Raw genomic sequence first — 15,223 nt, 5'->3', positions numbered from 1 at the left:
GACGCCGCCGTTCATCTCGCCCCGGGACCCCTACTCAGCCGACGGCTGCCACCCCGACGGCAACTCCAACTCGAACCAGACGACCTTCCCGTGCCGAGTGGTCCGGCTCCCCCACCGGTGTGCCAGCTCGTCGACGAGCCCGATGCCGCGGCCGCTCTCGTCGTAGTCGGTGAACCTGCGCACCGTGGGCGCGCGGGGGTCGGAGTCGGCGACCTCGATGGTGAGGTTGTGGTCGCAGAAGAGACGGAGCTGCCGGGGCCGGTCGGTGTGCGTGAGGGCGTTCGTCACCAGCTCGCTGACCAGCAGTTCCGCCAGGTCGGTGCGCGAGGCCAAGCCCCAGGAGCGCAGCTTGGCCCGGGTGAAGCTCCGGGCTTGGCCGGCCATGCGGCGGTCGCCGGACAGCGCCAGGGTGGCCACGCGTTCGCCGGCCAGCGACACGGTCTTGGCCATGATCAGCGCGACGTCGTCCTCCGCGCCGCCGGGGACCAGCGCCGACAAGACGGCGTCGCAGGCCTCTTCCAACGGTCGGCCACGCTGCGCCAACGCCTTGCGCAGCAGGTTGATCCCCTCATCGAGGTCGCGCCCGCGCCGCTCGACCAAGCCGTCCGTGTAGAGCGCCAGAACGCTGTGCTCGGAAAGGCTGAACTCCACGCTCTCGAACGGCACCCCGCCGACGCCGAGCGGCGGTCCGGGCGGTACGTCGAGCAGCGTCGTGGTCCCGTCCGGAGCCACGATCACCGGCGGGAGGTGCCCGGCGGAGGCGATCGCGCCGGAACGCTCCACCGGGTCGTAGACCGCGCAGATACACGTCGCGAACTGGTCCTGCCCGGTACTCGCCGCCGTCGCGTCGAGCCGCGTCAGCACCTGCTCCGGCTCCATGTCCAGGGTGGCCAAGGTCCGGGCGACAGTGCGGAGCTGCCCCATCGTGGCCGCGGCCCGGATACCGTGCCCCATCACGTCACCGACCAGCAGCGCCACCCGCCCGCAGGACAAGGGCACGACATCGAACCAGTCGCCGCCGACCTCGCTGACCCGGCTGCTCGGCAGGTAGCGGTGCGCGATCTCCACGCCGAGCGTGTGGTGGATGTTCTGCGGCAGGAGACTGCGTTGCAGCGTCAGCGCGGTCGCGCGCTCCCGCCGATACAGGCGCGCGTTGTCGATGCACAGCGCCGCGCGCGCCGCCAGTTCCTCGGCCAGGGCCACGTCGGCCGGGCCGAAGGGTTCGCGGTCCTGCATGCGGATGAACTCCGCACCGCCGAGCACCACGCCGCGGGCGCGCAGGGGGACCATCAGATAGGAGTGGATGCCGGCGGCCAGGCCCGGGGCCACGCGTTCGGGGGACGTCGAGATCGCGCCGAGCGATTCCTCGTCGACGATCGGGATCAGGACCGGCCGGCCGCTTCGCAGGCTTCGGGCATAGCCCTTGTGCGGGTCGCGCGTCGTGGTCTTCCCCACCGCGTCGGCTATGGATGTCAGTCCGGAGGGGAAGGACTCGGCGACCGCGACCGCCTGCAGCACCACCGGCTGGTCCAGCGGCGGCGAGATCGGCTCGTCGCCGCGCATCACCGAGGACAGCAGGTCGACGGTCGCGAAGTCGGCGAAGCGCGGCAGCACCACGTCGATGAGTTCTTCGGCGGTGCGTTGCAGGTCCAGCGTGGTCCCGATGCGCACGCTGGCGTCGTTGAGCAGGGCGAGCCGGCCCTGGGCGGCGTTCGCCTGGCGCAGCGTCTCCTGCCGGGCCAGCGCGGTGTCCCGCTGGCGCTGGAAGAGCAGGGCGTTGTCGAACGCGGTGGCCGCGCGGACGATGAGTTCCTCGCCCAGGGTGATGTCCTGGTCGTCGAAGGGCTCACGCTCCTCGCGGCGGGCGTAGGAGACGAAGCCGAGGACGGCGCCGCGCGCGACCAGCGGGGTGACGCGCACCGTCTCGGCCCGCAGCGCGGCGAAGGTGCTCAGCTGGCCGTTCGAGTCCGCGGAGCCCGGCGCACCGGCCGAAGCGCCGCCCGAACCGCCGTTTGACTCGCCGCCCGAACCGCCGCCCGGCCCACTGCCCGGCCCGCTGCCCGGCCCAGTGCCCGACGCCTGCAACTCCCCCGGCGCGACGACGACCGTCTCCCGCCGCCGCAGCGCCTCGGCGAACGGCGAGCCCGGCTCCAGCCGTTGCAGCTGGCCGATCGGCTGGTCGTCGCGCGGGAAGTCCTCGCTGACCGCGCCGAAGGCCACCCGGCGCATCACCGAGACCTCCGGGTCGGCCGGGGTCGCGGCGTCGCCGGGTGCGGAGCGGTGTTCCAGCACGTGGACGCCGCACACGTCGGCGACCTCCGGCACCATCGCCGTGACCAGCTCCCCGGCCGCCTGCCGGACGTCCAGCGTGCTGCCGATGGCCGCGCCGGCCTCGGCCAGCAGGGCCAGCCCGCGCCGGGCCCGGGCGGCCTGCTCCTCGGCCTCGTGACGCTCGGTGACGTCGATGACGGTCGAGCTGACGCCGAACACCCGTCCGCGGGCGTCCTGGAGCCGGGAATACCAGGCCGACCAGGTGTGGTCGTGGACGCCGTCGCCGTGCTGGGCGTCGCCGTTGGCCGGACCGGCCCAGCGGGCGTCAGCGATCGGCTCGCCGGTCTGGAGCACCTGCCGGACCTGCGCCTCGATCCGCGCGCCCTCGCCGCCGGGCAGCACGTCGCGGACCCGGCGGCCCAGGTGTTCGGCCACCCCGATCCCGTGCGCCGCCGCCAACGCCGCGTTGACCTGCACGAACCTGGTCTCGGTGTCGTAGACGGCCATCCCGACCGGCGACTGGTTGAAGAAGCTGTCCAGCACCGCCAGGTCGGCCTCGACCGAGCGCACGGCGCGCGCGTCCACGGCCGTGGCCAGCACCATCGGCGCCCGGTCGCCGGAGTCGATCCGGTAGGTGTGGATCTCCAGGTCGACCATGTGGCCGTCGCGCTGGCGCACCGGGAAGACCCCGGACCAGTCCTGGCCGTGCAGGATCTGCTCGTAGATGGCCAGAATGTCAGCACGCCGCTGCAAGGACCCCATCAGCTCGATGGCGTAGCCGCCCTCGGCCTCTTCGGCGGAGAAGCCCAGCATGGCCTCGGCCCCGGCACTCCAGTGGACGATGCGGCCGTCGGCCTCCAGTAGGGCGGTGGCCACACCGACGACGGGGTGGCGCCGTTGACCCCGCGCGCTCCGGCGCGTGGCATTCACCCCTACAGGTTCCCTCAAATGGCGACCGCGACGCCAGCCGGAGTGCTCTGCATGCCGTGGCGCGCCTTCCGACCGTCATCGATGATGGGAGTGTGCTGGTCGTTTCCGTCGCCGGGGGGCGGGGGCGATGACGGCTGGTGACCTGCCCGATGACGAGCACTCCGCCGACGAGCACTCCGCGGCCGGATACGGATCGGCCCACGCGCAGGACGACGCGCGCACGGCGGTGGGCCGGCTGAACTGGTCCAACCGGCAGGCCGAGGCCGTGGCCATGGCCGACGGGCTGATCGCGGAGCTGACCGACCCGCAGGAAGTGCTGGGCGTGCAGCTGGCCAAGCTCTCCTCGCTGCTGAACATGGACCGGCTCAGCGACTGCCCGCCGGTGATCGACGCGGCCTGGGCGATCATCCGGGACCACGGCGCCCGCCCCGCCGACGTCGGCCAGTTCCACGCCCTCGCGGCGTTCTTCGCCTACCGCAAGGGCTCGCTGGAGCGGTGCATCACCGACCTGGTTCGCGGCGCGCAAGCCCTGGAGGCGACGACCCCGGACCGGAGCGCGATCTTCCCCTGGATCTCGATGTCCGTCACCTATTCACTGGTCGGCTTCCACCGGCACGCCGTCGCGGCCCAGCGGCACGCCGAGGACATCGCCCGGTTCGGCAGCGTGGAGGACCGCCGGCTCACCGCACACCCCGAGATCCGGGTCCGGCAGGCGGCGTTCCTGGACCAGCGCGGCGAGACCGGCACCGCCAAGGCGGTGCTCGGCGACCTGATCGACCGGCTGAACGCCCACGACCTGATCGCGATGGAGGTCCCCTACCTCGGCTACGCGATGGCCCGCTACGGGGTCCTCGGCGGGACCTACGAAGGAGACGCGCGACGCTTGCTGCGCCTGCGGAACGAGCAGTTCCCGGAGAGCATCGAGCTGTCCCGGCTCGGCGAGGCGGCCCTGCAGATCACCGAGGGCCGGCCGAAGGAGGCCCTGGAGATCCTCGGCGACGCCCGCACCTCCAAGACCCGCCTGGGCCGCGCCGAGGTCCCCCGCCTCAGGGCCCTGGCCCACATCGCCTCCGGCGACCACGCCGCGGCGCACGCCGCCGACCGCGAGGTGACCTACCTGCTGGCGCGGGCCAGCGACCAGGTCTACGACCTCTTCGTCGACGGCATCACCGCCCGCCTGGACTTCGACGAACTGCGCCGCAACGCCAGCCGCTACGCCGACGAGGCACAGACCGACCCCCTCACCGACCTGCCGAACCGCCGCCACCTGGAGCGCTACGTCGCGGAGCTGACCGACCACGGCGGCTCCGGCGTCCTGGGGGTCGCCGACCTGGACGGCTTCAAGGAGGTCAACACGGTCCACGGCCACCTGGTCGGCGACGAAGTCCTCAAGCAGGCGGCGGCGATCCTGTCCCAGACCCTGCGCGGCGGCGACTTCCTGGCCCGCTACGGCGGCGACGAGTTCGTGATCGTCCTGCCCGGCACCACCCTGGCCGAGTCCGGCGAGGTGACGGCCCGGCTCAGCGCGGCCGTCGCCGCCCACGACTGGGCCGAACTCGCCCCCGGGACGCCGGTGACGGTGACGATGGGGCTCACGGCGCTGGCCGGACAGGGACTCGCGGAGGCGTTCCGGGAGGCGGACCTGCTGATGCTCGAGGCGAAGCGGCACGGGCAAGAGCAGAAGTAGTGGTGACGGACCTGAAGCAGTGGTGACGGACCTGACCGATTCCTTTTCCGCGCGCGCCGAGTCTGCCTGGTCGACGGCGGCCGCCGTCGGCGGATGAGAGGATCGACGATGACGGAACCGAGCGCTGGCCGGGGTGTGGAATTGAGCTCAGCCTTCGCCAGCACGCTGAGCGTCCTGCGGAAGGTCGGGCCGCGCGACCTGGACCGGCCGACGCCGTGCGCGTCGTGGGACGTACAGGCGCTCATCAACCACATCATCAGCGCCGCACGCTGGTGGGCGGCCACGGTGTCCGGCGACGCGAGTCTGGAGGCCGGGGAGGATGCGGACTACGTCGGCAGTCACGGTGACGGCGGCTTCGTGGCGGCGTATGAGGAGAGCATCCGTGTCGCCCTCGACGCGTTCGCGGCGGACGGAGCGGCGGAGCGGATGGTGACGGTGGCCTTCGGGGAGTTCCCGGGCGCGGCGCTGGCCCAGTTCGCGGCCACCGGGTACCTGCGCGACGACCGGGGCCGGTACCAGCCCTACGGCGTCGTCGTGCTCGAAGTCGTCGGAGATCACATCCGGCGGATCGTCTCCTTCGGCGATCCGCGGCTGCTTCCCGTCTTCGGCTTCGAGAACGCCGCCCTCGATCTCGACCGATGACTCAGCCCGGGCCGATGGCTCAGTCTCGACCGATGACTCAGTCTCGACCGATGAAAGGGGCGGGAACCCGCGCACGCGGTCCCCGCCCCACCGCCCAGCGGCCGGCTGCGATCGGCCGCCGGGAGTCCGGTGTCAGTCCTCGCCGCGAGGGCGTCGGGCGCGGGCGATGGTGTCGCGCAGCCACAGGGCGCTGCGCTTGGGGGTGCGGGCCTGGGTCTGGTAGTCGGTGCGGATGATGCCGAAGCGCTTGTCGTAGCCGTAGGCCCACTCGAAGTTGTCCATGAGCGACCAGGCGAAGTAGCCGCGGACGTCCGCGCCGCGCTGGCGGGCCTGGGCCACGGCGGCCAGGTGTTCGGCGATGTAGTTCGTCCGGTCCTGGTCGTCGACGAAGCCGTCGGCGTCCGGGACGTCGTCGTAGGCGGCGCCGTTCTCGGTGATCACCAACGGGATGCCCGGGTAGTCGGTGCCGATGCGGACCAGCAGGTCGGCGAAGTCGTCCGGCATGACCTCCCAGTCGATGTAGGTCTTCGGCCGGTCGCCGAAGTCGACCGTCCGGGTCACCGGGCGGCCGACCTCGTCGGTGGTGGTCGTGCCGTCGGCGGCGAAGCCGGTGGTCTTCATCGAGCGGTAGTAGTTGACGCCGAGGGTGTCCAGCGGGGCCGAGATGATCTCCAGGTCGCCGTCCTGGACCGGGATCGAGACCCCGACCGCGTCCAGGTCGGTGAGCAGGTCCGTCGGGTAGGCGCCCTTGAACATCGGGTCCATGTACATCCGGAAGTGCAGCGCGTCCCCGCGCCGGGTGGCCTCGACGTCCACCGGCGAGTCCGAGGCCGGGACCGCGTTGCCCAGGATGTGGGTGATCGCCAGGTCGATCGGCCGGTCGGCGGCGGCCGCCGCGGCGCGCAGCCGCTGCACCGCCAGGCCGTGGCCGAGCAGCAGGTGGTGCACCGCGGCGACGCCGTCCGCGAAGTCGCGGCGTCCCGGGGCGTGCACGCCCTCGACGTAGCCCAGCCACGCCGAGCACCACGCCTCGTTGAGCGTCGTCCAGTGCCGGACCCGGTCGCCGAGGCCGTCATATACGAGCTCTGCGTACTCGGCGAACCGGTAGGCGGTGTCACGGTGCGGCCACCCGCCGGCATCCTCCAACTCCTGCGGCAGATCCCAGTGGTAGAGCGTCAGCCAGGGAGTGATCCCGGCGCTCAGCAACTCGTCCACGAGCCGGTCGTAGAACGCCAGTCCGGCGGCGTTCGCCGGGCCCCGCCCGCCGGGCTGGATCCGGGGCCAGGCCACGGAGAACCGGTAGGTGTCGACACCGAGCGTCTTGATCAGCGCCACGTCCTCCGGCATCCGGTGGTAGTGGTCGCAGGCGACGTCCCCGTCCTCGCCGTTCTCCACGGCGCCCGGGACCCGGCAGAAGGTGTCCCAGATCGACGGGGTCCGGCCGTCCTCAGCGACCGCTCCCTCGATCTGGTACGCCGAGGTCGCGACGCCCCACCGGAAGTCGCGGGGTAGCTCCAAAGACATGGTTCTCCTCAATAATCTGATACAGCTAGCTCACGCAGATGGATGCAAGTAGCAGGCCACGGACCGCCCGGGATCGGAGGCCGGGCGGACCAGCGGCGGTGGCGAGCCGCCGCAGGGGTCGAAGGCCTTCGGACAGCGGGGCTGGAAGGCGCAGCCGGCCGGCATGTCCCGCAGGTCCGGCGGCGAGCCGGGGATCCCGGTCAGCTCCCGGCGCGGGCCGCGCAACGCGGGGAACGAGTGCAGCAGACCGTCGCTGTAGGGGTGCAGGGAGTTGTCGTAGAGCTCGACGGCCGGCGCCTGCTCGACGATCCGGCCGCCGTACATGATCGCGATCCGGTCGCTGAACTCCACCAGGAGCGACAGGTCGTGGGTGATGAAGATGACGGAGAACCCCAGCTGCTCCTTGAGCTTGGCCAGCTGCCGCATGATCTGCCGCTGCATCACGACGTCCAGCGCGGTGGTCGGCTCGTCCATGATCACCACCCGCGGCTCCAGGGCCAGGGCCATCGCGATCATCACGCGCTGGCGCATGCCGCCGGAGAGCTGGTGCGGATAGCTGTCCAGCCGGTCCCGGGCGATGCCGACCAGGGCCAGCAGCTCGGCGGCGCGCGCCATCCGGTCGGCCTTGGCGGTCTTGGGCCGGTGCTCGGCGATGACGTCGGTCAGCTGCGCGGCGACCGTGGCCACCGGGTTCAGCGAGTTCATCGCGCCCTGGAAGACGATCGAGAGCTGGCTCCAGCGGAAGGCCCGCAGCTCCCCGGGCGTCATCCGCAGCAGGTCGACCGGATCGCCGTCGTCCGGGTGGTAGAGCACTGATCCGCCGGTGACCACCCCGGGCGGCGGCAGCAGCCGGGTGGCGCCGTAGGCGAGCGTGGACTTGCCCGAGCCGGATTCCCCGGCCAGGCCCAGGACCTCGCCGCGGTTCAGCGTCAGGTGCACGTCGTTGACGGCGCGCACGGCCTGCGGGCCCACGCCGTAGTCGACCGACAGGCCCCTGATCTCCAGGACGGGGTGCCCTTGGCCCGTCGTGCTTTCCGGGCTCTTCGGGCTCGCCGGGTTCTGCGGGCTCGCGGACTTCTGCGCGCTCATCACGTTCTCCGAACTCACCGGCCGCCTCCTTCGTCCGCGCTCGGCGTCAGCACCGGGGTGAAACCGAACCGCATCCGGGCCTTGCGGCCGTCGGCGGTGCGGACCGTGGTCCGCCCCGCCCCGCGCAGCCGCGGGTTGACGATCTCGTCGATCCCGAAGTTGATCAGCGCCAGCGACGTGCCGAGCAGCGCGATGCACAGCCCGGCCGGCACGAACCACCACCAGGCGCCGATCGCCAGCGCCTGCTGGCCCTGGGCCCAGAACAGCACCTCGCCCCAGTTCCACTGCGAGATGCCGGAGACCCCGACGAACGCCAGCGCGATCTCGGTCATCACCGCGAACATCACGGTGCCGATGAACGACGAGGCGATGATCGCCGTCAGGTTGGGCAGGATCTCCACCCCGACGATCCGCCAGGTGGACTCGCCGTTGGCGCGCGCCGCCTGCACGAAGTCGCGTTGCCGCAGCGACAGTGTCTGGGCTCTGAGAAGCCGGGCGCCCCAGGCCCACCCGGTACAGCCGATCACCATCGCGATCGCCCAGTCCCCGGAGTTCGGGATCACGTTGGTGACGATGACGATCAGCGGCAGGGCCGGGATGACGATGAACACGTTGGACACCGTGGACACCGCCTCGCCGGCCCACCCGGACAGGTAGCCGGAGGTGACGCCGATGACGACGGCGATCACCGTGGCCAGGATCCCGGCGAAGAAGCCGACGAACATCACGCTGCGGGTGCCGACCAGGATCTGGCTGAAGATGTCCTGGCCGATGTGCGTGGTGCCGAACCAGTGCTTGGCCGACGGGCTCTGCAGGATGTCGTTGCTGCGCGCGGACGGGTCGTACGGGGCCAGCGCGGAGCCGAAGAACGCCAGGAACGTGAACACGGCGAGCAGTACCAGGCCGACCATGACCTTCACGCCCGGCAGCCGGAAGTGGAACTTCATGACGCTCAGCCCTCCTTCCGAGTACGGGGGTCCAGCGCCATGTAGGCCAGGTCGGCCAGGAAGTTCGCGGCCAGGACGGCGACGGTCACGGTCAGGAAGACACCCTGGATCAGCGGGTAGTCGTGCCCGGAGATGGCGTTGAGCAGTTGCAGGCCGACGCCGGGATAGGAGAACACGTACTCGACCAGGAACGTCCCGCCGACCACCAGGCCCAGGGCCATGCCGAAGCCGGAGACCGAGGGCAGCAGCGCGTTGCGGGCGGCGTACTTGGTCATCACCCGGCGGTCGGACAGGCCCTTGGCGTGCGCGACGGTGATGTAGTCCTCGGCGGAGACCGTGACCATCATGTTCCGCATCGCCAGCAGCCAGCCGCCGACCGAGGAGATGATGATGGTGGCCGCCGGCAGGATGCTGTGCCGCAGCGCGTTGCCGATGAAGCCGAGATCCCAACCGGGGACCAGGCCCGGGTCGTAGCCGCCGGAGCTGGGCAGCCAGCTGTCGACGCCGGTGAACAGGGTCACCGCGATCAGGCCGAGCCAGAAGTACGGGATCGACGACAGGAACGTGGTGACCGGCAGCAGCCCGTCCACCCAGGTCCCGCGCTTCCAGCCGGCGAAGACGCCGAGCAGGGTGCCGATCAGGAACGCCAGGATCGTGGTGGTGCCGATCAGGCCGAGCGTCCAGGGCAGCGCCGAGCCCAGGACCGAGGTCACCGGCTCGGGGAAGTTCTGGAAGCTGATGCCGAGGTCGCCGTGCGCGAGCTGGCCCAGGTAGCTCCAGTACTGGGACAGCAGGCTCTGGTGCTTGTCCAGGCCGAACAGGATGTCCAGCGACTTGATCGCGTTGCTGTCGATCTCACCGCGGCGCTGCGCGATGAGGGAGTCCACCGGGTTCCCGGGGATCAAGCGCGGGATGAAGAAGTTGATGGTGATGGCGGCCCAGAGGGTGAGGAGGTAGAAGCCCACGCGCCCGGCGAAGTACTTCACGGTGCGGCCCCCTCGAGCTCTGGGGCCTGGGCCTCGGCGGCAGCGGCTTCGACATCGGCGGCTTCGACATCGCTGATCTCGATGTCGGTGGTTTCGATGTCGGTGGTTTCGATGTCAGCAGCCTCGGCGTCAGTGCCCTTACCCTCGCCCTTACCCTCGTCGTCGAACAACCAGCAGGCGACCCAGTGGTCCGGGGCGTCACCGACCAGCGTCCGCTCCGGCACCCGCGCCCGGCACACGTCCATCGCCTTCGGGCACCGCGGATGGAACCGGCAGCCGCTCGGCGGGTCGATCAGGCTCGGTGGCTCGCCGGTGTCCTCGTCGTCGTATGGCGCCGGTCCACCCCGCACGCGTTCGGGGTCCGGCGCCGAGTGGACCAGCAGGTGCGTGTACGGGTGCGCGGGCCGTTGCGTGACGGTCTCGGAGTCCCCGCCCTCGACCATCCGCCCCGCGTACATCACCAGCGTCTCGTCGGCGAAGTAGCGGGCCGAGGCGATGTCGTGGGTGATGTAGAGGACTGCCAGGTCCAGCCGTTCCTTGAGGTCCCGCAACAGGTTCAGCACGCCGAGCCGGATCGAGACGTCCAGCATCGACACCGGCTCGTCGGCGAGCAGCGCCTCCGGGTCGGCGGCCAGGGCCCGGGCGATCGACACCCGCTGGCGTTGTCCGCCGGACAGTTCGTGCGGGTACTTCTCCAAATACAGCGAGGCCGGTGTCAGCTGCACCCGGCCCAGCAGCTCGTCCAGGGACTCCTCGCCGGTGTACCGGCCGTGGATCTTCAGCGCCCGGGTCAGATGGTGCCGCACGGTGTGCACCGGGTTCAGCGACGCGAACGGGTCCTGGAAGATCATCTGGACCCGGCGCGCGTACGCCTTGAAGTGCCGGCCGCCGCCCTTGACCGCGGTGGACACGCCGCCGATGCGGATGTCGCCGCCGGTGCGCGGATACAGCTGGGCCAGCAGCCGGGCGACGGTCGACTTGCCGGAGCCGGACTCGCCGACCAGCGCGGTGACCCGGCCGCGGCGCAGGCTCAGGGAGACGTCGTCCACGGCGTGCACCACCTTGGGTCCGCGCGAAAGCGCCGCACGGCCGCGGGCCCGCACCGGGAAGTGCTTGGTCAGCGCCTCGGCTTCCAGGACCACCTCGGAGGTCATCGATGGGTTCCTTCCACGGGCCGGGCGGCGGCGCCCCTCAACGCCTCCGCCCGGCCCTGGTCACAGGGACTGTGGTTCGGCCGGTCAGGAGGACGGGGTCAGGTGCAGGACGACGTCTTCCATGCCCCAGCGGGTCGGCTGCGGGGCCTCATAGGGGTTGTCCGCGGTCGGCCAGCCGGCCCAGTTGCGGGTGGAGTACTCGGCGCCGAGGTTGCCGGCCGAGGTCGGGATCATCGGCATCTCCTGGACGAACAGCTTCTCCAGGTTCTCCATGGCGGTCGCGCGGCTGGTGTCGTCGGTGGCGTTGGAGTACGCCTTCAGCGCGGCGTCGGCGGCGGGGTTCTGATACCGGCCGAAGTCCGCGGTGGCGGCGGTGCCGATCGGCTCCAGGCCCGCGGAGTCCATGATCTCCTCATACATGTCATACGGGGTGGTGCCGGAGTTGGTCCAGTGCAGCATCGCGTCGAAGTTGCCCTTGGCGATCGCGTCGTCCCAGGCGTCGTCGTTGGCCTTGTCGATGGTCGCGGTGACGCCGATGGTCGCCAGGTTGTCCTTGATGATCTCCAGGTCGGTCTGGTAGTCGTTCCAGTCCGCCGGGTCGGTGATGGTCAGCGTCACCGGTTTGCCGGTCGGATCCATCAGGGTGTTGCCGCTGTAGGTGAAGCCGTTGTCCGTCAGCTCCTTCTTCGCCGCGGCCACGCCGGTCACCGGCGAGACGCCCTTGAACTCCGCGGCGATGTACGGCTCGCCCTGCGGGGTCGGGATGCCGGTGATGTTGTCGATCTCCGGCTTGAAGTACCCGGCCTCGCCCTGGTTGAAGATGTCGGTCCGGTTGATCACCATGCTCATGGCGCGCCGCAGGTGCGGGTTGTCGAACGGCTTCTTGGTGGTGTTGAACCACAGGCCGTCGGCCGAGAGCTGGGCCGGGAAGTAGAGCTTGAAGTGCGCCGGGTCCTTGCCCACGAAGGTGCTCTTGGCGTCCGACATGAAGTAGTAGCTCCACTCGGCCTGGCCGTCGACCAGAGCCGCGCCCATGGTGTCGTTGGAGCTGTAGGTGGTGAAGTTGATGGTCTTCACCTTGGGCGCGGCGCCCCAGTAGCCGCTGCGCGCGCTGACGGTGACCGTCGAGGGCGTCGTGGTCTTGATGGTGTAGGGGCCGGTGCCGACCGGGTTCGCGACGGTGTCCTTGGACGGGTCGGCCATCGCCGACCACTGCTTCTTGTTGATCACCTGGGTGGACAGGATCTTCGTCCGGTTCACGTACTGCGAGCCGTCGAAGGCGACCGTGACCTGGTTCCCGCTGGTGGTCACGTTCGTGATCGGCAGCGAGTAGTAGTTGACGTCCTTGTGGTCCTTCTGGATCTGGAAGGAGTAGGCGACGTCGTCGGCGGTGAGCGGGGTGCCGTCGGACCACTTCACGCCGTCCCGGACGGTGAGCGTCACCTGGCTGTAGTCCGGCGACCAGGTCCACTTGGTGGCCAGCCACGGCGCCGGGTCCTGGTCCGGCTTGGCCTCGTCCTGCATGGCCAGCGGCTCCCAGATCAGCCAGGTGTAGCCGAGCTTCTTGGCGAACGAGGAGTCCAGGAAGGGGTTGTTGTTCGCGGGCAGGGTCGCCCCGTCCGGCATGCCGACGTTGAGCGTGCTCTTGCCACCGCCGGAACCACCGCTCTTCCCGCCGCCGCAACCGGCGGCGAGGGTGACGGCCAGGCCCGCTGCCAGCAGCGCGGCGAGCGGACGCCGGGCTGCGGAGCCGGATGTCGCGAGGGTCATTGCTTCTCCTCCAAGCTGGGGGATCCGCTGCGCGCTCCCCTGGGCCAGGGTGTGCGGCAGCGCGGCACCGGGCCGGTGGCCTTGGGCGCCGGACGGATCCGGGTGGGGTCGCAGTATGATCGGGCTTTGATCTGACGTTGATCTGTATGTGATCTCGGTTGATCTCGATGACCGGTGTGGTCGGTGTCGGATCTGACTGTGATCTGGCGTTGATCTAGCTCTTCGGTGCGGTGGAGCCCCGGATGACGAAGTCGGTCGGGATCACGACCGGCTCGGTCGGCAGGGCTTCGCCGCCGAGGTGCGCCGTCAGCATCCGGGCCGCGGTCGCCCCCAACTCGCGCAGGGGCTGGCGGACCGTGGTCAGCGGCGGCTCGGTCAGCGCGGTGAACTCCACATCGTCGAACCCGACGACGGCGACGTCCCCCGGCACCGCGATTCCGGCCTCTCTCAGCGCTTGTAGGGCGCCCGCAGCGGAGAGGTCGTTGTGCGCGAACACGGAGTCGAACTCGACTCCCCGAGCCAGGGCCCCCGCCACAGCGGCATGGCCCGACTCGATGCTGAAGTCACCCTCCAGCACGGCTTCGGCCGGCAAGGGAATGCCGGCCTGCTCGAAGACATCGGTGAAGCCCTCAAGCCGTTCAGTGACACAGCCGAAGCCCGGATTCCCCGTGACGACCACCGGATGGCGGCGGCCGATCTCCAACAGGTGGTGCGCCACCTGCCGTCCCCCGGCGCGATTGGTGGTGGCGACGGAGGCGAACCCCGGCCGGCTCTCCCGGTCGTCGATCAGGACCACCGGCAGCCCGTTGGTGTGCAGCTCGGTGATGTAGTCCAAGGTCCCGTCGGGCTCGATGACGAGCAGCCCGTCGAAGGCCTTGGCGTTGACCTGGCTGGCGAACCGCCGCATGGACTGGTCGCCCTGATTGCAGGTGAACAGCATGACCCCGAACTCGCCGCTCTCCACCACGTCCACCGCCCCCTGAATCACCTCACCGATCCACGGCCAGGTGAGCGAGGGCACCAGCATCCCGATGACACCGGTCCGGCCCCGCGCCAACGACACGGCCCGCGCACTGGGCACGTAACCGAGTTCGTCGATGACGTGCCGCACCCGCTCCACGGTGGACGCGTCGAGCTCGCCCTTGCCGTTGAGCACACGCGAGACCGTGGTCTTGCTGACCCCGGCCCGGGCCGCGACATCGGCGATGGTGATCGGCATGTACGGCGCCTTTCGGGGGCTGGTGGCAGCTGCGAACTTCAGTCTCCGCGGTACCGGAACCGGTCTCGCGACCGCTTACGGCACCGGTTCCGAAACCGGTTCCGGGGAGCAGTCAACACCCGGCGGGGCGGCTGGGCAATAACGGCGGGGTAACGTTCTGGAAATCTGACGGTGCATCGGTTCAGCCCGGATCCGGCGTCGATCCGCGGCCGAAGGGGTGGGACGATCGGGCGATCAGAGCTACCGTCGAAGAGTGCTGACATTGGGGGAAGAGCTGCTGCTGGTCGCGCTGGACGCGGACAAGGGAGTACTCAGGGGCTCGGCGGCGATACAGGTCGGGCTCAACGCCGCGGGGATCGCCGAGTTGCTGGCCCAGGGCCGCCTTCAGCTGCGGCAGGCCGACGGATCGCCGGGTGTCACGGTCGTCGAGCGCGGCACCTCGGACTTCGACGAGGAGCCACTCCTGGAGCAGGTACTGCTGGAAGTCCGGCAGACGCAGAAGGGCGACCGGCATCCCGAACGCTGCCTCAAGAACTGGCGCTCGCCTTCGCTGTTCGCGCACCTCAAGTCACTGCGCGGACGGGAAGTCCTCACCTGGGACAGACCCCAGAACAGGGCGGCTCTGTACGGCCGCTTCCATCTCCTCGACACCGATGCCGCAGCCTCGGCCCGGGCCCGCGTCGAGCGAGTCGCCACCGGCGCCGACCCGAGCGAACGCGATGTGAGCCTGGCCGCGATCGTCCAGGGACTCGGCCTCGACGAAGTCCTCTACAAGGGACGACGCAACCGACCGAAGCGTGCGGCCTTGGCGACGGTGCTGGCCAGGAATCGCTTCGCGGTGATGGTCGGCCGTGTGCTGCCGGAGATCCCCGGGCAGAAGTTCACGTTCGATTCCAAGAACGACATGAAGATGGCCATCGAGATGGTGCAAGCGTGGGATCGCACGCCCTGACCCCATCCCACTTGAGTTGGGCGGACAACTGGCCGGTCTCGGGGTTCGGGGC

Annotated in this window: 11 protein-coding genes; 3 read left to right on the top strand and 8 right to left on the bottom strand. The window is 70.4% G+C overall.

Going from position 1 to position 15,223, the window contains the following annotated elements; all coding sequences use genetic code 11:
- Positions 1 to 30: 30 nt before the first annotated feature.
- Positions 31 to 3,147, bottom strand: a complete 3,117-nt coding sequence (locus IZR01_RS28680) for a SpoIIE family protein phosphatase (protein ID WP_323747121.1) — start codon at positions 3,145 to 3,147, stop codon at positions 31 to 33.
- 181 nt (positions 3,148 to 3,328) lie between these two features.
- Between IZR01_RS28680 and IZR01_RS28675 the strand changes: the two genes are divergently transcribed.
- Together IZR01_RS28675 and IZR01_RS28670 are read left to right on the top strand one after the other, a co-directional pair.
- Positions 3,329 to 4,888, top strand: coding sequence for a GGDEF domain-containing protein (locus IZR01_RS28675; protein WP_194895089.1), 1,560 nt, complete (start codon positions 3,329 to 3,331; stop codon positions 4,886 to 4,888).
- A 108-nt stretch (positions 4,889 to 4,996) separates the two neighbouring features.
- Entirely contained in the window at positions 4,997 to 5,530 is a 534-nt protein-coding gene (locus tag IZR01_RS28670) for a maleylpyruvate isomerase N-terminal domain-containing protein (RefSeq protein ID WP_194925662.1), read from the top strand.
- Positions 5,531 to 5,662: 132 nt separating this feature from the next.
- On the opposite strand, the gene IZR01_RS28665 is transcribed toward IZR01_RS28670, so the two are convergent.
- The 7 genes from IZR01_RS28665 to IZR01_RS28635 form a co-directional block, all read right to left on the bottom strand.
- Positions 5,663 to 7,054, bottom strand: coding sequence for a GH1 family beta-glucosidase (locus IZR01_RS28665; RefSeq protein ID WP_194925661.1), 1,392 nt, complete (start codon positions 7,052 to 7,054; stop codon positions 5,663 to 5,665).
- Positions 7,055 to 7,084: 30 nt separating this feature from the next.
- Positions 7,085 to 8,161, bottom strand: a complete 1,077-nt coding sequence (locus IZR01_RS28660) for an ABC transporter ATP-binding protein (protein ID WP_323747120.1) — start codon at positions 8,159 to 8,161, stop codon at positions 7,085 to 7,087.
- Positions 8,158 to 9,090 carry an ABC transporter permease gene (locus IZR01_RS28655; RefSeq protein WP_194895092.1) on the bottom strand — a complete coding sequence of 311 codons (933 nt, stop codon included), beginning with the start codon at positions 9,088 to 9,090 and terminating at the stop codon, positions 8,158 to 8,160. Before IZR01_RS28655 ends, IZR01_RS28660 begins: the two co-directional genes overlap by 4 nt.
- 5 nt (positions 9,091 to 9,095) lie before the next feature.
- Positions 9,096 to 10,076: an ABC transporter permease gene (locus IZR01_RS28650; protein WP_194895093.1), complete on the bottom strand. Its 981-nt coding sequence runs from the start codon at positions 10,074 to 10,076 to the stop codon at positions 9,096 to 9,098.
- Positions 10,073 to 11,230 carry an ABC transporter ATP-binding protein gene (locus IZR01_RS28645; protein ID WP_194925660.1) on the bottom strand — a complete coding sequence of 386 codons (1,158 nt, stop codon included), beginning with the start codon at positions 11,228 to 11,230 and terminating at the stop codon, positions 10,073 to 10,075. The genes IZR01_RS28650 and IZR01_RS28645 overlap by 4 nt, the downstream gene beginning before the upstream one ends.
- 84 nt (positions 11,231 to 11,314) lie before the next feature.
- Positions 11,315 to 13,000 carry an ABC transporter substrate-binding protein gene (locus IZR01_RS28640; RefSeq protein WP_194895095.1) on the bottom strand — a complete coding sequence of 562 codons (1,686 nt, stop codon included), beginning with the start codon at positions 12,998 to 13,000 and terminating at the stop codon, positions 11,315 to 11,317.
- A gap of 214 nt (positions 13,001 to 13,214) precedes the next feature.
- On the bottom strand, positions 13,215 to 14,219 hold the full coding sequence (locus tag IZR01_RS28635) for a LacI family DNA-binding transcriptional regulator (RefSeq protein WP_194895096.1): 1,005 nt from the start codon (positions 14,217 to 14,219) through the stop codon (positions 13,215 to 13,217).
- A 253-nt stretch (positions 14,220 to 14,472) separates the two neighbouring features.
- On the opposite strand from IZR01_RS28635, the gene IZR01_RS28630 reads away from it, so the two are divergent.
- Complete coding sequence (locus IZR01_RS28630; RefSeq protein WP_194925659.1) at positions 14,473 to 15,171, top strand: GOLPH3/VPS74 family protein; 699 nt, start codon at positions 14,473 to 14,475, stop codon at positions 15,169 to 15,171.
- The last annotated feature ends 52 nt before the right edge of the window (positions 15,172 to 15,223 follow it).

It is taken from the genome of Catenulispora pinisilvae, from assembly GCF_015356865.1.
Lineage (GTDB): Bacteria > Actinomycetota > Actinomycetes > Streptomycetales > Catenulisporaceae > Catenulispora > Catenulispora pinisilvae.
Note: the sequence above shows the minus strand (reverse complement) of the source record. Positions and strands in the feature narration are given on the sequence as shown.